Source organism: Mitsuaria chitosanitabida ATCC BAA-476 = NBRC 102408 (assembly GCF_001598255.1).
GTDB classification, from domain to species: Bacteria; Pseudomonadota; Gammaproteobacteria; order Burkholderiales; family Burkholderiaceae_C; genus Roseateles; species Roseateles chitosanitabidus.
On record NZ_BCYP01000017.1, the window covers coordinates 42,811 to 58,523 of the forward strand.

General features: G+C 69.9%; 13 protein-coding genes. 11 read left to right on the forward strand and 2 right to left on the reverse strand.

Going from position 1 to position 15,713, the window contains the following annotated elements; translation table 11 throughout:
• Window positions 1–45: 45 nt before the first annotated feature.
• The 7 genes from htpX to MCHT01_RS10425 all read left to right on the forward strand — a co-directional run bounded on the left by htpX (window position 46) and on the right by MCHT01_RS10425 (window position 6,646).
• Window positions 46–891, forward strand: a complete 846-nt coding sequence (gene htpX / locus MCHT01_RS10395) for a zinc metalloprotease HtpX (protein WP_067065247.1) — start codon at window positions 46–48, stop codon at window positions 889–891.
• Window positions 892–1,040: 149 nt separating this feature from the next.
• Window positions 1,041–1,472: a hypothetical protein gene (locus tag MCHT01_RS27015; protein WP_084452391.1), complete on the forward strand. Its 432-nt coding sequence runs from the start codon at window positions 1,041–1,043 to the stop codon at window positions 1,470–1,472.
• 188 nt (window positions 1,473–1,660) lie between these two features.
• Window positions 1,661–2,473 carry a head GIN domain-containing protein gene (locus MCHT01_RS10405; RefSeq protein ID WP_067065249.1) on the forward strand — a complete coding sequence of 271 codons (813 nt, stop codon included), beginning with the start codon at window positions 1,661–1,663 and terminating at the stop codon, window positions 2,471–2,473.
• A 94-nt stretch (window positions 2,474–2,567) separates the two neighbouring features.
• Window positions 2,568–3,308 (forward strand): AzlC family ABC transporter permease, encoded by a 741-nt coding sequence (locus tag MCHT01_RS10410; protein ID WP_067065251.1) that lies wholly within the window; start codon window positions 2,568–2,570, stop codon window positions 3,306–3,308.
• Window positions 3,305–3,634, forward strand: a complete 330-nt coding sequence (locus tag MCHT01_RS10415) for an AzlD domain-containing protein (protein WP_067065253.1) — start codon at window positions 3,305–3,307, stop codon at window positions 3,632–3,634. Before MCHT01_RS10410 ends, MCHT01_RS10415 begins: the two co-directional genes overlap by 4 nt.
• Before the next feature lie 169 nt (window positions 3,635–3,803).
• Window positions 3,804–4,997 (forward strand): phosphoglycerate kinase, encoded by a 1,194-nt coding sequence (locus MCHT01_RS10420; protein ID WP_067065254.1) that lies wholly within the window; start codon window positions 3,804–3,806, stop codon window positions 4,995–4,997.
• 92 nt (window positions 4,998–5,089) lie between these two features.
• Window positions 5,090–6,646 carry a M48 family metallopeptidase gene (locus MCHT01_RS10425; RefSeq protein WP_084452354.1) on the forward strand — a complete coding sequence of 519 codons (1,557 nt, stop codon included), beginning with the start codon at window positions 5,090–5,092 and terminating at the stop codon, window positions 6,644–6,646.
• Between the two features lie 18 nt (window positions 6,647–6,664).
• On the opposite strand, the gene pstS is transcribed toward MCHT01_RS10425, so the two are convergent.
• Window positions 6,665–7,759: a phosphate ABC transporter substrate-binding protein PstS gene (gene pstS / locus MCHT01_RS10430; protein WP_067065257.1), complete on the reverse strand. Its 1,095-nt coding sequence runs from the start codon at window positions 7,757–7,759 to the stop codon at window positions 6,665–6,667.
• Between the two features lie 417 nt (window positions 7,760–8,176).
• Between pstS and MCHT01_RS10435 the strand changes: the two genes are divergently transcribed.
• Together MCHT01_RS10435 and pyk are read left to right on the forward strand one after the other, a co-directional pair.
• The gene (locus MCHT01_RS10435; RefSeq protein ID WP_067065259.1) at window positions 8,177–10,495 is read left to right on the forward strand and encodes an NADP-dependent malic enzyme; all 2,319 of its coding nucleotides are present in this window, start codon (window positions 8,177–8,179) and stop codon (window positions 10,493–10,495) included.
• A gap of 98 nt (window positions 10,496–10,593) precedes the next feature.
• A complete protein-coding gene (gene pyk, locus MCHT01_RS10440) occupies window positions 10,594–12,024 on the forward strand; it encodes a pyruvate kinase (protein ID WP_067065260.1) in 1,431 nt (476 codons plus the stop codon).
• 103 nt (window positions 12,025–12,127) lie between these two features.
• Here pyk and MCHT01_RS10445 read toward each other — a convergent pair whose 3' ends face one another.
• A complete protein-coding gene (locus MCHT01_RS10445) occupies window positions 12,128–13,147 on the reverse strand; it encodes an STAS-like domain-containing protein (protein ID WP_067065262.1) in 1,020 nt (339 codons plus the stop codon).
• Window positions 13,148–13,540: 393 nt separating this feature from the next.
• Here MCHT01_RS10445 and fba point away from each other — a divergent pair, with 393 nt between their 5' ends.
• Together fba and MCHT01_RS10455 are read left to right on the forward strand one after the other, a co-directional pair.
• Window positions 13,541–14,605, forward strand: coding sequence for a class II fructose-bisphosphate aldolase (gene fba, locus MCHT01_RS10450; RefSeq protein WP_067065266.1), 1,065 nt, complete (start codon window positions 13,541–13,543; stop codon window positions 14,603–14,605).
• A gap of 211 nt (window positions 14,606–14,816) precedes the next feature.
• A complete protein-coding gene (locus MCHT01_RS10455) occupies window positions 14,817–15,713 on the forward strand; it encodes a phosphoribosylaminoimidazolesuccinocarboxamide synthase (protein WP_067065267.1) in 897 nt (298 codons plus the stop codon).

Below are 15,713 nucleotides of genomic sequence, written 5' to 3' on the forward strand. Positions count from 1 at the left end.
CCGTCCGGGCTTGTCCCGTTCGCTGATTTCCCGAGGAGGTACCCCATGTTCAACCTGATGAAGACCGCCATCCTGATGGCCGCCATCACCGCGCTGTTCATGGCGATCGGCGCGATGCTGGGCGGTCAGTCGGGCATGTTGATCGCGCTGGTCGTGGCGCTGGGCATGAACTTCTTCAGCTACTGGTTCTCCGACAAGCTGGTGCTGAAGATGTACAACGCCCAGGAAGTCGACGCCCAGAGCGCGCCCCAGTTCTACAACATGGTCAAGGAGCTGGCGCAGCGGGCCCAACTGCCCATGCCCAAGGTCTACCTGATCCAGGAGGACGCGCCCAACGCCTTCGCGACCGGCCGCAATCCGGATCACGCCGCCGTCGCCGCGACCACCGGCATCCTGCGCGTGCTGTCCGAGCGCGAACTGCGCGGCGTGATGGCCCACGAGCTGGCGCACGTGAAGCATCGCGACATCCTGATCTCGACCATCAGCGCCACCATGGCCGGCGCGATCTCGATGCTCGCCAACTTCGCGATGTTCTTCAGCCCGCGCGACAGCGAGGGCCGTCCGGCCAATCCCATCGTCGGCATCCTGGTGGCGATCCTGGCGCCGATCGCGGCCTCGCTGATCCAGATGGCGATCAGCCGCGCGCGCGAGTTCGAGGCCGACCGCGGCGGCGCGGAGATCTCCGGCGATCCGCAGTCGCTGGCCTCGGCGCTGGACAAGATCCACCGCTACGCCCAGGGCATCCCGCTGGAGACGGCCGAGCGCCATCCCGAGACGGCCCAGATGATGATCATGAACCCGCTGTCCGGCGGCGGTCTGCGCGGGCTGTTCAGCACCCACCCGTCGACCGAGGAGCGCATCGCGCGCCTGATGGCGATGGTCCGCCGCTGAGCGCCACGTCCGGCGCCGCGAGGCGCCGACCGGCGTCCGCGCCATGAAACACCGCCTTCGGGCGGTGTTTTTGCTTGGATCGACCCCGGCGGGCCGGCCGCACAATGCCCCGGTTCAAGCCGAAGCCGCTCGCGGCCGATAAGGACCCCATGAAGGCACTGCTCCGCTCCCTGACCGTCGTCGCGCGCTCCGCGCTGGGCGCGACCGCGCTCGGCTGCGCCGCGTTGCTGGCCGGCTGCGACCAGCTCGGCATCGAGGACCCGGCCAAGATCGCCGCCGCCAAGGAGGCCGATGCCAAGGCCATCGGCGGCGCCTGCCGCAACGCGCTGCGCGCCATCGAGGACTGCTACGCCCTCAATCCCAAGGCGCAGAAGGCCGCGGTCTACGAGGGCTGGCGCGAGATGGACGAGTACATGCGCGAGAACAAGCTCGAGGGCACGCGTCCGGTGGTCGCCAACCAGGCGGCGGCCAGCAAGCCCGCCGACGCGGCCTCCGACGAGGAGGACGCCACCCCCCGCTCGGCCAAGGGCAAGGTCGGCGACGCGCCGGCCGACAAGGGATCGAGCAAGAGCGGCCACTGACCCGCCGGCGCGGGTCCCGCCCCGTGGGCCGGGGCCGGCGCGCGGTGATTTCCAGGCCTTTGTCGGTTCGGTCGGCCGATCGGGCGGCCGTGCAGTTGGACCCCCCGTCGATGCAGTTCGTCGTCCGGCCGTGGCTCGACCGGGCCGGCATCGCGAAGATGCGATCATCGAGAGTCAGGAGATCGCAGATGACGACCCACACTTCCCCCCGGTCCACTTCGTCCACCGGCGCCGCGCGCGCCACCCGCCGCGCCTTCGCCGCCGCCCTGCTGGGCGTGGCCGCCATCGCCGGCGCGACCGGCGCGCAAGCCTGGTCGTGGAGCTTCGGCGGCTCCCAACGCGTCGAGGGCAACGGCGACACCACCTCTGAATCCCGCGATGTCGGCGCCTTCGACGCCGTCTCGCTGGCGGGTGACTTCAAGGTCTACGTGCGCCAGGGCTCGACCGAGAAGGTCGAGGTCAAGACCGACCGCAACCTGCTGCCCTACATCGAGACCCGCGTGGTCGACGGCAGCAAGGGCCGCACGCTGGAGATCACCTCCAAGCGCGGCTTCAACCTGAACTCCCGCGGCACGCCCACCGTGACCCTGGACCTGCGCCAGCTGCGCGGCCTTTCGATCGCCGGCTCGGGCGACATCCGCGTCGAGCCGATCAAGACGGGCAACTTCGAGGCCAGCATCGCCGGCAGCGGCGACCTGCGCATGCAGGGCCTGGAGGCGGACCACGTCTCGCTGCGCGTCGCCGGCAGCGGCGACATGCTGATCAACGGCAAGGCCAACTCGCTGAGCGTGAGCGTGGCGGGCAGTGGTGACGTCAAGACACGCGAGCTGGCCGTCGACGACGCCAAGGTCAGCATCTCCGGCAGCGGCGACGTGACCGTGCAGGCCGCCCGCAAGCTGGACGTGCGCATCGCCGGTTCGGGCGACGTGGGCTATGTCGGCAACCCCGAGATCAGCACCTCGAACGCCGGCTCCGGCTCGGTCCGCAAGCTCAACAAGTAAGCCCGCCCGGGCCGGGCGGTCTGCGTACGCCCCTCGCCGCGACTGCGGACGAGGGGCGATTCGTTTCTGGCGGACGCGTACGACAATCGCCCGCATGGCCGAAGGACTCAAGGCGCTGGCGCGCCACCCGGAATTCAAGCGTGGCGCGAAGGAGATGCTGGGCATCACCCTGGGCATCTCGGCCTGGGGCCTGGTCACCGGCGTGGCCATGGTCAAGAGCGGGCTGGGCGTCGGGCTGTCGCTGCTGATGAGCCTGGTGGTCTTCGCCGGCAGCTCGCAGCTGGCCTCGCTGCCGCTGATCGCCAGCGGCGCGCCGATGTGGGTGCTGTGGGCCACGGCCTTCTGCGTGAACCTGCGCTTCGTCATCTTCAGCGCCCAGTGGCGCCTGTACTTCGCGCCGCTGCCGCGCGCGCAGCGCCTGCTGCTGGGCTACTTCGCGGCCGACCTCAACTACGTCGCCTTCCTCAAGCGCTTCCCCGACCTCAAGCCCGATCCCGAGCGGCAGCTCCCGTATTTCTGGGGCGGCGTCGCGGTGAACTGGTTCGCGTGGCAGGTGCCGGCGATCGCGGGCATCCTGCTCGCGGACCGCATCCCGACGAACTGGGGGCTGGGCTTCGCCGGCGTGCTGGCGCTGCTGGGGCTGACGTACTCGCTGCTCAAGGACCGCAACAGCCGGGTCGCCGCGGCGGTCGCCAGCTGCGCGGCGGTGGCGGCCTACGCGCTGCCGCTGCGGCTCAACATCCTGGTGGCAATCGCCTCGGCCGTCGCGATCGGCCTGCTGATGGAGCGCTGGCTGCCGCCCGCCACGGCCGGCTCGAACGGGAGGTCCGCATGAGTCTCTGGGAAGCGATCCTGGGCATCGTCGGCATGGCGCTGATCACGATGGTGACGCGCGCCTTCTTCATGATCCCCGAGAAGGAGATCCCCATGCCCGACTGGCTGCGCGACGGCCTGCGCTATGCGCCGCTGGCCGCGCTGGCGGCGGTGATCGTGCCGGAGATCGTCATGACGCAAGGCGAGCTGATCGGCACCTGGAAGGACGCGCGCCTGTTCGCCACCGCGACCGCGACGGGCTACTTCTTCTGGAAGCGCGGCATCCTGGGCACCATCGTCAGCGGCACGGTGGTGATGCTGGCGCTGCGCATCGGCCTGGGCTGGTGAGGCCGGCGGGCCGCGGTTTCAACGGCATTCCGTAACCCGCTCGATCGTCAGGGGCGGCAGGCCCGCGCCGCCCGGCTGTTAAGCTGCGCCCCGATTTGCCGGCCCGCCGACCCATCGCCGATGGACAGGGGCCCGGCGCCCGGTTTCCAACTACTCGAAGCTCATTCCCATGAACGTCCTGCGTTTCGCCGATCTGATCGCCGCCGGCAAGGTGGCCGACCAGCGCGTCTTCATCCGCGCCGACCTGAACGTGCCGCTCAACGACGCCGGCCAGATCACCGAGGACACGCGCGTGCGCGCCTCCATCCCCGCGATCGAGATGGCCCTGAAGGCCGGTGCCGCGGTGATGGTCACCTCGCACCTGGGCCGCCCGACCGAGGGCGAGTTCAAGCCCGAGGATTCGCTGGCACCGGTCGCCAAGCGCCTGGGCGAGCTGATGGGCCGCGAGGTGCCGCTGGTCGCGAACTGGGTCGACGGCGTGGACGTGAAGCCGGGCCAGGTGGTGCTGCTCGAGAACTGCCGCGTCAACAAGGGCGAGAAGAAGAACAGCGAGGAGCTGGCGAAGAAGATGGCCGCGCTGTGCGACATCTTCGTGCACGACGCCTTCGGCACCGCGCACCGCGCCGAGGCCTCGACCTACGGCATCGCCCAGTTCGCCAAGATCGCCTGCGCCGGCCCGCTGCTGGCCGCCGAGATCGACGCCATCTCCAAGGCCCTGGCCAACCCCAAGCGCCCGCTGGTGGCGATCGTGGCGGGCTCCAAGGTCTCGACCAAGCTGACCATCCTGCAGTCGCTGTCCAGGAACGTCGATGGTCTGGTGGTCGGTGGCGGCATCGCCAACACCTTCATGCTGGCCGCCGGTCTGAAGATCGGCAAGTCGCTGGCCGAGCCGGACCTGGTGGGCGAAGCCAAGGCCGTGATCGAGGCGATGTCGGCGCGCGGCGCCGCGGTGCCGATCCCGGTGGACGTGGTGACCGCCAAGACCTTCGCCGCCGACGCGCCCGCGACGGTCAAGGCCGCGACCGACGTCGCCGACGACGACCTGATCCTGGACATCGGCCCGAAGACCGCCGCGATCCTGGCCGAGCAGCTCAAGGCCGCCGGCACCATCGTGTGGAACGGACCGGTGGGCGTGTTCGAGTTCGACGCCTTCGCCCACGGCACCGAGACCATCGCCCGGGCGATCGCCGCGTCGGACGCGTTCTCGATCGCCGGTGGCGGCGACACGCTGGCGGCGATCGCCAAGTACGGCATCGAGAAGGACGTCGGCTACATCTCCACCGGCGGCGGCGCCTTCCTGGAAGTGCTGGAAGGCAAGACCCTGCCGGCCTTCGAGATCCTGGCCAAGCGCGCGCAGGGCTGAGCGGCGACGCCGCTTGAAGCACGAGGGCGCCGGCGAGCGCCCTTTTTTTTCGACCCGGATCCACGCAGACCCGGGCGAGCAGGGAGGACACGATGACGACATCGGAGGCCGCGCCGCGGGCCAGAGGAGAAACGCCGGTCGCCTGGCTGGTTGCTGCCGCCCTGGGGGCGGCCGGCCTGCACCAGCTCATGCTGCTGGTGCCCGTGGCGCTGGTCACCCTGCTGCCGGGGCTGCTCTTCGACAGCACCCTGTTCCGCGTGGTGGGCGTCGGGGCCTTCGTGTTTCTGGCGTGGGTGGTCCAGCCGAGCTGGCGTTCGGAGATGCGCCTGCTCACGCGTGCGCAGGCGCCGCGCCTGCATGCGCGCGTCGACGCGATGACGGACGCCATCGGCGCGCCTCGGGTGCATGGGATCGTGCTCGAGGGGGACCTCAACGCCGGCGCGCTGGAACAGCATCGCGGCGTCTCGCTGCGCCGCACCCGGCGCGTGCTGGTGCTGGGCCTGCCGCTGCTGCGCCTGCTGGACACCGCGGCCGCCGAGGCCGTGATCGCGCATGAGCTCGGACATTTCTCGAGGCGGCATGGTCGGCTGGGGCATTGGCTCTACCGGACCCGTGCCGCCTGGGCCGGTTGGGCGGCCAGCGTCGGCACCGAGGTCGAGGACAGCACGCCCTGGGACCGGGCGGGCGCGAGTTTCGCGATGCTCTTCCTGCCCTGGTTCCGCCGCGCCTCGGAAGCCCACATGCGGCGTTGCGAGTTCGAGGCCGACGCCATCGCGGCGCAGTGGGCCTCGCCGCGGGCCCTGGCGCGGGCGCTGCTGGTGATGGAGGTCTCGTCGATGCGCGCGGGCGGCGCGCCGGACGGCGCATCGCTGGACGAGCTGCGATCGAGCGCATCGCCCACCCGTCAATGGGTCGAGCGCCCCGCGCGCACCTTGCTGGACCAGCCGGCCACGCCGGAGGAGATCGCCGAGGCCCTGCGGCATCGGCAAGCGCATGGCAGCCATCCCCCGCATCGCCAGCGGATCGACGCGCTGGGCGTCGACGCGGCGGGCCTGGACCTGAGCCCGGCCTCGTGGAACGAGTCGGCCGCGGCGCACTGGCTGGGGGCGGACTGGGATGCGTTGTGCGCTGACGCCGGGCCGTGGTCCGGCACCGGCGAGCGTCTGGCCTGGGCGATGGCGCATGCGGCGCTGACGGGCATCGATCCGGTCGCCCTGGGCGCGTCACCGGTGCGCGAGGCGATGGACGCCCAGGCGTTCCGGCGCCTCGAGCGGCGTCACCGCGCGGTGTGGGCGGCGCTGGAGCAGGGGCGGGGGCAGCCGGTGTCGCTGGCGCCCTGGCGCCGGGAGGCGATCGCCCGCGCGCTGGTCGCCAACGAGGCGATCGCGCAGGCCTGGCTGTTCGACGTGCCCGTGGCGGTCCAGGGCCAGCCCGCCTCGATGGACACCGGCGTCGTGTTGCGGGTCGATCCGCGCCGGATGGAGGCGCTGGGCCTCAACCTCGAGCAGGTCACCCGCACGCTGTCCTTGACCATGGCGCTGCTGCTGCCCGACGGGCAGGCATGGGCGCCCCGGTGCAGCTACACGACCGAGGGCCTGCCGCCCGAGCTGCAGGCGCGCGTCGACGTGACGCCGCCGCTCAAGGGCTGAGACGCCGACCGCCGGGCTTCACAGCCCCAGATACGGCGGCAGCTTCCCGTCCAGCGGCTTGACCGACGCGAAGCGCGCGGCCAGCTTGGACTGCAGCGTCACCGGCAACGGCGCGAACCCCGTCCCGCGTGTCAGGTCGTCCCCGTGCATGAAGCACCAGTACAGGAAGCTCATCACCGGGCCCGCGTCCGCGCCCTTGGCCGGCGCGGCATCGATCAGCACGAAGCTGGTCATCGTGATCGGCCAGCTCTCCAGGCCCTCACGGTCCATCAGCGAGGCCAGGTCGTCGCCCTTGCGCGACAGATCGCTGTTGGCGATCGCGGACCTGAAGCCGCTCTCGCCGGCGGCCACCCACTGCCCGGCCGCGTTGCGCAGCTTCACGCCGTTGAGCTTGTCGCGCCGCACGCGGTCGTAGCTGACGTAGGCCAGCGTGCCGGCCGCGGCCTTCAGCGCCTTGGCCATGCCGTCGTTGCCCTCGGCGGCCTCGACCTCGCCCGGCCACTTGGGCTGGGCGCTCGCGCCGACCTCCTGGGCGAAGGCCGGGGACACGGCGCTCAGGTACTTGGTGAAGCCCTCGCTGGTGCCCGACTTGTCGGCGCGCACGATGCGCCTGACCGGCAGCGCCGGCAGCGCGAGGCCCGGATTCAGCGCCGCGATGCGCGCGTCGTGCCAGGTCTTGATCCGGCCGGCCATCAGGTCAGCGAGCAGCTCGCCGGTCAATTGCAAGCGGCCTTCGGGCACGCCCGGCAGATTGACCACCGGCACGATGCCGCCCACCAGCATCGGGATCTGGACCAGCTTGCGCTTGGCCAGATCCTCGGCCGTCAAGGGCGAATCGCTGCCGCCAAAGGCCACGCTGTGCGCGCTGATCTGCTTGATGCCGTCGCCCGAGCCGGTCGGCTTGTAGCTCACCGGCTGGTTGCTGCTCTTCTCGTAGGCTGCGGCCCAGCGCGTGTAGACCAGCGAGGGAAAGGATGCGCCGGCGCCCGCCAGCGGCGCGACCTGCGCGAACGCGCGCGGCGCGCCGGCGGCCAGGCTCAGCAGCGGCAGGGCGGCACCCAGGCGCAGGACGGCGCGGCGAGGGACATGGGGCGGGATCGGGGCGGTCGGCATGGCGGGCACGGCAGGGCGTCTGAAGAATCGGGAGAGTCCGGCGCCGCCCCGCGGTCCGGCCGGGCGGGGCCTGGACGGGGCGGGCGCGGTCCGGCAGCGGGTGGCCGGGAGGCGGCCCGCATTCTAGGGAGCGCGAGGACCGCACGCCGTGAGCGATGCACGACGCCGACGACTTGGAGGCGGATCGGGCGGGATCTAGGGTGATCACTCTGACTTGCGGGCAAATCCCGATGCGCTTGTCATCCCGTGCATCACGGATTGCCATCTTTGCATGGCAGTTAAAACTGAATTCATCGCGGCGGCGAATCGAGAGGATTAAGCTTTGCGCCCCCCGTGACACCGCTACCGGTCGATTCCATGGGCGCAAAGCGCCATCCGACCGGGCCCGGGGCCCTATTCATCGCGACGGAGATTTGCATGACCGACCACATCGACGGCCTTGGCCTGAGCCCGGCTGAAGCCGCCCTGCGCGAGGCCGCGCTGGAGTACCACCGCAGCCCCACGCGCGGCAAGATCGCCGTCACGCCGACCAAGCCCCTGGCCAACCAGCGCGACCTGTCGCTCGCCTATTCCCCCGGCGTCGCCTATCCCTGCCTGGACATCGAGAAGGACCCGACCCTGGCGGCCGAGTACACCTCGCGCGGCAACCTGGTCGGCGTGGTCACCAACGGCACCGCGGTGCTGGGCCTGGGCGACATCGGCCCGCTGGCCGCCAAGCCGGTGATGGAAGGCAAGGGCTGCCTGTTCAAGAAGTTCGCCGGCATCGACGTCTTCGACATCGAGCTGGCCGAGCGCGATCCCGACAAGCTGGTCGAGATCATCGCGGCGATGGAGCCCACGCTGGGCGGCATCAACCTGGAGGACATCAAGGCGCCCGAGTGCTTCTACATCGAGAAGCAGCTCAGCGCCCGCATGAACATCCCCGTCTTCCACGACGACCAGCACGGCACCGCCATCATCTCCAGCGCCGCGCTTCTCAACGGCCTGGAGCTGGTGGGCAAGGACATCGGTCAGGTGAAGGTGGCCGTCTCCGGCGCCGGCGCCGCGGCCATCGCCTGCCTGGACGTGATGGTGGGTCTGGGCGTCAAGCGCGAGAACGTCTACGCCGTCGACTCCAAGGGCGTGATCCAGAGCGAGCGCGCCGATGCCGCCAAGCTCGACGAATCCAAGCGCCGCTATTGCCAGGTGACCTCCGCCCGCACCCTGGCCGACGTGGTCAAGGACGCGGACGTGTTCCTGGGCTGCTCCGCCGCCGGCGTGCTGACCGCCGAGATGGTCAAGACCATGGCGCGCCAGCCCATCATCCTGGCGCTGGCCAACCCCGAGCCGGAGATCCGCCCCGAGCTGGCCAAGGAAGCGCGGCCCGACTGCATCATGGCCACCGGCCGCTCGGACTACGCGAACCAGGTCAACAACGTCCTGTGCTTCCCCTACATCTTCCGCGGTGCGCTGGACTGCGGCGCGACCAAGATCACCGAGGCCATGAAGCTGGCCTGCGTGCGCGAGATCGCCGCCCTGGCCAAGGCCGAGACGCCGCCCGAGGTCGCCGCCGCCTACCCGGGCCAGGACCTGGCCTTCGGTCCCGACTACATCATCCCCAAGCCCTTCGACGCGCGCCTGATCCTGCGCATCGCGCCGGCGGTGGCCAAGGCCGCCGAGGAATCCGGCGTCGCCACGCGTCCGATCGCCGACATGGCCGCCTATCGCGAGCACCTGTCGCGCTTCGTCTACCAGACCGGCATGTTCATGCGTCCGGTCTTCGCCGCCGCCAAGGCCAATCCGGCCCGCGTGATCTACGCCGAGGGCGAGGATGAGCGCGTGCTGCGCGCGGTGCAGGTCGCGCTGGACGAAGGGCTGGCCAAGCCCACGCTGATCGGCCGCCCCGAGGTCATCGCGATGCGTCTGAAGCGCGCGGGCCTGCGCATCAAGCTGGGCGAGGACGTCGCCGTCATCGACCCCGAGAACGACCACCGCTTCCGCCAGTATTGGGAGGCCTATCACCAGGCCATGGGCCGCAGCGGCTTCACGCCGGAGATGGCCAAGGCGGCAGTGCGCCGCTCCAACACCACCATCGGCGCGCTGGCCATCCAGCTGGGCGACGCCGACGCGATGATCTGCGGCATGGTCGGCCGCTTCGACTCGCATCTGGAGCACGTCAAGGACCTGATCGGTCTGAAGGCGCAGGTCTCCAACTTCGCGACGATGAACGCGCTGATGCTGGAGCAACGCACGCTCTTCATCGCCGACACCTTCGTCAATGAAGACCCGACCGCCGAGGAGCTGGCCGACATCGCCAGCCAGGCCGCCGAGGAGCTGCAGCGCTTCGGCCTGCCGCCCAAGGTGGCCTTCCTGTCGCACTCGATGTTCGGCAGCAGCAAGCGGCCGTCGGCGCTGAAGATGCGTCAGGCGCGCGACCTCTTCGCCGCGCGTCATCCCGACATCGAATGCGACGGCGAGATGCATGGGGACGCGGCGCTGTCGGAAGACGTGCGCCACACCTTCCTGCCGGACTCGACGCTGAGCGGCTCGGCCAACCTGCTGGTGCTGCCGACGCTGGACGCCGCCAACATCCTGTTCAACGTGCTGAAGGTGGTGAGCGGCCAGGGCGTGACGGTGGGCCCGATCCTGCTGGGCGCCAAGCGGCCGGTGCACATCCTGACCCCGTCGGCGACGGTACGTCGGATCGTCAACATGACGGCGCTGGCGGTGGCCGACGTGCAGGCCGCCAAGGCCTGATCGTTGGAAACCGCACCGTAACCTGTCGAAACCGGTTGGAGCGGCCGAGGCCGCTCCATAATCGCCGGCTGTAACTAAATTTCAGACAGAGACAAGCCATGTCGCGAGCCACCAAGATCGTTGCCACCCTCGGCCCCGCATCGTCCTCCCCGGAAATCCTGGCGCAGATGATTCAAGCCGGCGTCGACGTGGTGCGCTTGAACTTCTCTCACGGCAAGGCGCAGGACCACATCGACCGGGCCCGCATGGTCCGCGAGGCGGCCGCCCGCGCCGGCAAGGAAGTCGCGATCATGGCCGACCTGCAAGGTCCCAAGATCCGCGTCGGCAAGTTCGAGAACGGCAAGATCGAGCTGGTCAACGGCACGTCCTTCATCCTCGACGCCGACCGCACCGAGCCCGGCAACGAGATGGTCGTCGGCCTGGACTACAAGGAGCTGCCGCGCGACGTGAAGCCCGGCGACACGCTGCTGCTCAACGACGGTCTGCTGGTGCTGACGGTCGAGGCGGTGCGCGGCTCGCAGGTGCACACCATCGTCAAGCAGGGCGGCGAGCTGTCCAACAACAAGGGCATCAACAAGCAGGGCGGCGGTCTGACCGCGCCCGCGCTGACCGGCAAGGACATGGAGGACATCAAGACCGCGATGTCCTTCCAGTGCGAATACCTGGCGGTGAGCTTCCCCAAGAACGCCACCGACATGGAGATGGCGCGCCAACTGGCCAACGTCGCCGGCGAGCCCTATCGCCACAAGCCGGGGATGATCGCCAAGATCGAGCGCTACGAGGCGATCCCGCATCTGGAGGCGATTCTCAAGGCCTCCGACGGCATCATGGTCGCCCGCGGCGACCTGGCCGTGGAAGTGGGCAACGCGGCGGTCCCCGCGCTGCAGAAGCGCATGATCAAGATGGCGCTGGAGCTCGACAAGGTCTGCATCACCGCGACGCAGATGATGGAGTCCATGATCGTGAACCCGGTGCCGACGCGCGCCGAGGTGTCCGACGTCGCCAACGCGGTGCTGGACGGCACCGACGCCGTCATGCTGAGCGCCGAGACGGCCGCGGGCCGCTTCCCGGTCGAGACCATCCAGCAGATGGCCGCGATCGCGCTGGAAGCCGAGAACGCCGAGTTCGTGACGCTGGACACCGACTTCGCCAACCGCCAGTTCGGCCGCATCGACCAGTCGATCGCGATGGGCGCGCTGTTCACCGCGCACCACCTGGGCTGCAAGGCCATCGTGGCGCTGACCGAGTCCGGCTCCACCGCGCTGTGGATGAGCCGTCACCGCATCCACGTCCCCATCTTCGCGCTGACCTCGCAGCCGCTGACGCATCGCAAGATGGCGCTGTATCGCAACGTCACGCCGCTGCTGATGCCCAACTTCACCGACCGCGACCAGGCGCTGAAGGCGGCGGAGGATCTTCTGATCGAGCGCGGCGTGCTGATGCCGGGCGACACCTACGCCATCACCTGCGGCGAGCCCATGGGCTACCCGGGCGGCACCAACATGCTGAAGGTCTGCCGCGTCGCGTGACCGTCCGCGGATCCTTGGCTCGATGAGCTCGGGCCTCGGCGACCCCCATGAAGAACGCCCGGTCCCGCCGGGCGTTGTCGTTTCTGAAAGAGCGGCTTGAGGGTCAGGCGTTGCGTGCCGCGGCGACGAGCGCCGCGATGCGCGGCGTCATGTTGAGCGGCACGAGCTCGACCTCGGCGTGCGCCCGCGCGAAGACGCGGAACAGCTCGTCGGCGAAGGCGTGCCCCACATCGTCCACGCCGCTGAAATCCACCTCGGCCCGCTTGAACTGCGGCAGCCGCGCCGCCACCCGCCGCGCCTGCGCGCGCGAGTCCAGCATCTGTCCCGGTCCCACGACCAGGTTCAGCAGGATGCGGGTCTGGTCGAAGGCGATGCCGCTGCCGTCGACGCTCCATTGCTCCAGCACCTGGTCCAGCGTGCGCGAGCTCTCCAGCGCCACCGCCATGTAGATCGAGCTGCCCTGGCGAGGCAGCCCCTTGCCGTCCTTCCACGCATTGCCTTCCCAGGCGCGGCGCTGGAAGGCGCGGCCGTTGGCGTGGATGTCGAAGACGTCGGCCAGCTGCGAGCTGAAGAACAGCCCGCGTCCCGTGTGCGCCTGCGGCTGCGTCGTCAGCCGGCCCTTGCTGAGCTCCAGCATCGCGTGGCGCGCGTCGGTGAGCTCATAGGTGTCGCAGATGCGCTCGAAGACGCCGCAGCCGTCGTCGGAGACCAGCAGCTGCGCATGGGTGGGGGTCTGCCGCAGCGACACCGTCACGCTGGTGCCGCCGCTGTGGTCGATCGCGTTGTTCACCAGCTCAGTGAAGCCGTGCTGGATCATGCGCGCCACGTGGCGGGGCAGCTGGAAATGGGGCGCGTAGTCGCGCTGCCAGATGACGTCCTCCATCAGCCCGTGCAGCGTGTAGCTGCGCGCCACCTGGCGCAGCGAGCCGGGCCCGTAGACCGGCCGGCGCGCCGTGCCGGCGCGGGTCAGCCACTGGGCCTCCACCAGCCGGCGCAGGGCGTTCAGCACGGCGCGGCGGCTGGCGCCGGTGCGTTCCTCGACGTAGGCGGGCAGGTCCAGCGCGTGTTCGTTGGCGGCGGCGGTGATCCACAGCGTCAGCTGGTCGATCGCAAGACGGGTCATGAAGGTCCTGGCAGGGGAGGGCCGCGAGCGGCGTCCGCCCGCGGGGCGGCCGGACCGGACTCGGCAAGGCACGATGCTTGCTCCGATGGGGCCGGGCCGCCCGGCCGAGAGCCTACCGGCCGCCTCCCGGTGCGCGCAACCGCAACGACCCCCATCCAGGGGGCGTCGCGGGGAGGCGATGCGACCACCGCCCCCGTGGCCCCTCTCCCCAGAGAGGGGCGCGGAGCGTGAGGAGGCGGGCTGGTATGGCACCAGTTCGGGGGGAGCCACAGGATCGTTACAGAGCCCGTCATGGGGGCTGGCTAGAATCCTGCCCAGTTACGGCGTGGTTACGGCGCGGTTACGGCGCGACGGCCTCGGCCCAGGAATTCATCACTTCTCCGGAGAACTCTCATGGCACTCGTCTCGATGCGCCAACTGCTGGATCACGCGGCCGAACACGGCTACGGCATCCCGGCGTTCAACGTCAACAATCTGGAGCAGGTCCAGGCCGTGATGGCCGCCGCCGACGAAGTCGGCGCGCCGGTGATCCTGCAGGCCAGCGCGGGCGCCCGCAAGTACGCCGGCGAGCCCTTCATCAAGCACCTGATCCAGGCGGCCGTCGAGGCCTTCCCGCACATCCCGCTGGTGATGCACCAGGACCACGGCACCAGCCCCAAGGTCTGCGAGGGCGCGATCGGCCTGGGCTTCGGCTCGGTGATGATGGACGGCTCGCTGATGGACGACGGCAAGACCCCGTCCAGCTTCGACTACAACGTGGACGTGACCCGCCGCGTCGTCGAGATGGCGCACAAGGTCGGCGTGACCGTCGAGGGCGAGCTGGGCTGCCTGGGCAACCTGGAAACGGGCGACGCGGGCGAGGAAGACGGCATCGGCGCCGACGTCAAGCTGGACCACAGCCAGATGCTGACCGATCCGGAAGAAGCCGCGACCTTCGTCAAGGCCACGCAGCTGGACGCGCTGGCCATCGCCATCGGCACCAGCCACGGCGCCTACAAGTTCTCGCGCAAGCCCACGGGCGACATCCTGGCGATCTCGCGCGTCAAGGAAATCCACAAGCGCATTCCCAACACCCACCTGGTGATGCACGGCTCGTCGAGCGTGCCGCAGGAGTTGCTGGCCATCATCAACCAGTACGGCGGCAAGATGAAGGAGACCTTCGGCGTGCCGGTCGAGGAGATCCAGGAAGCCATCAAGCACGGCGTGCGCAAGATCAACATCGACACCGACATCCGTCTGGCGATGACCGGCGCGGTGCGCAAGTTCCTGGCCGAGAACCCGGACAAGTTCGACGCCCGCGAGTGGCTCAAGCCCGCGCGTGAAGCGGCCAAGCTGGTCTGCAAGGCCCGCTACCTGGAGTTCGGCTGCGAAGGCCAGGCCGCCAAGATCAAGCCGCGCGCGCTGACCGACGTGGCCGCCGCCTACGCCCGCGGCGAGCTGGCGCAGGTCGTGCAGTGAGGCGGGGACTCGCCGGCCTCTGCCGGCGGACCGACGAGGCGCCCCGCGGGGCGCCTTTTTCATGCGTGGCCACGAGGCGGCGGCGTCCCCCGCGGGGCCTGGCTTGTCCGATCGCGGAGGCCCCCGCGGGCGAGCTGCGCGCCGGGACGGCCTCGCGTCATGCGTGGCGCCTAGAATCCCCGCTTTGCCTCAGGTCCCGCCGAGTACGCCCATGACTGCCGCCCTGCACACCTCCTCGCTGAGCTCCCTCCCATTGATCGCGCGCGGCAAGGTCCGCGAGAACTACGCGGTGGGCAGCGACCGCATCCTCATGATCGCGTCGGACCGCATCTCGGCCTTCGACGTCATCATGGACGAGCCGATCCCCGGCAAGGGCGCGCTGCTGACGAAGATGGCGCTGTTCTGGTTCGACAAGCTGGACGGGATCGTCCCCAACCACCTGACCGGCGACGATCCGCTGTCCGTGGTGACCGACGCCGAGAAGGACCAGGTCCGCGACCGCGCGATGCTGGTCAAGCGCCTGAAGCCCCTGCCCATCGAGGCGGTGGTGCGCGGCTACCTGGCCGGTTCCGGCTGGAGCGAATACAAGACCAGCGGCAAGGTCTGCGGCGTCGCGCTGCCGGCCGGACTGCAGAACGCGAGCAAGCTGCCGCAGCCGATCTTCACGCCCGCGACCAAGGCCGAGATGGGCGACCACGACGAGAACATCGATTTCGAGCGCTGCTCCGAAATCATCGGCCGCGACATGGCCGAGAAGGTGCGCGACATCGCCATCCAGCTGTACCAGCGCGCCGCGGACTACGCGCTGACCAAGGGCATCATCATCGCGGACACCAAGTTCGAGTTCGGCCTGGACGCGGACGGCACGCTGACGCTGATGGACGAGGTGCTGACGCCCGACTCGTCGCGCTACTGGCCGGCCGAGAGCTACGCCGTGGGCAGCAACCCGCCCAGCTACGACAAGCAGTTCCTGCGTGACTGGCTGGAGCAGGCCGTGGTCGATGGCAAGCCCTGGGGCAAGGTGGCGCCGCCGCCGACGCTGCCGGCGGAAGTCATCGCCAACACGTCCGCGAAGTATTCGGAAGCGCTCGAACGCCTGACGCGCTGA

Coding starts and splice junctions, on each gene's coding strand:
- MCHT01_RS10445 (WP_067065262.1), bottom strand. CDS start 13,147: ATGACCCGTCTTGCGATCGACCAGCTGACGCTGTGGATCACCGCCGCC.
- MCHT01_RS10405 (WP_067065249.1), top strand. CDS start 1,661: ATGACGACCCACACTTCCCCCCGGTCCACTTCGTCCACCGGCGCCGCG.
- MCHT01_RS10455 (WP_067065267.1), top strand. CDS start 14,817: ATGACTGCCGCCCTGCACACCTCCTCGCTGAGCTCCCTCCCATTGATC.
- htpX (WP_067065247.1), top strand. CDS start 46: ATGTTCAACCTGATGAAGACCGCCATCCTGATGGCCGCCATCACCGCG.
- MCHT01_RS10410 (WP_067065251.1), top strand. CDS start 2,568: ATGGCCGAAGGACTCAAGGCGCTGGCGCGCCACCCGGAATTCAAGCGT.
- MCHT01_RS10415 (WP_067065253.1), top strand. CDS start 3,305: ATGAGTCTCTGGGAAGCGATCCTGGGCATCGTCGGCATGGCGCTGATC.
- pyk (WP_067065260.1), top strand. CDS start 10,594: ATGTCGCGAGCCACCAAGATCGTTGCCACCCTCGGCCCCGCATCGTCC.
- MCHT01_RS10435 (WP_067065259.1), top strand. CDS start 8,177: ATGACCGACCACATCGACGGCCTTGGCCTGAGCCCGGCTGAAGCCGCC.
- MCHT01_RS10425 (WP_084452354.1), top strand. CDS start 5,090: ATGACGACATCGGAGGCCGCGCCGCGGGCCAGAGGAGAAACGCCGGTC.
- fba (WP_067065266.1), top strand. CDS start 13,541: ATGGCACTCGTCTCGATGCGCCAACTGCTGGATCACGCGGCCGAACAC.
- MCHT01_RS10420 (WP_067065254.1), top strand. CDS start 3,804: ATGAACGTCCTGCGTTTCGCCGATCTGATCGCCGCCGGCAAGGTGGCC.
- pstS (WP_067065257.1), bottom strand. CDS start 7,759: ATGCCGACCGCCCCGATCCCGCCCCATGTCCCTCGCCGCGCCGTCCTG.
- MCHT01_RS27015 (WP_084452391.1), top strand. CDS start 1,041: ATGAAGGCACTGCTCCGCTCCCTGACCGTCGTCGCGCGCTCCGCGCTG.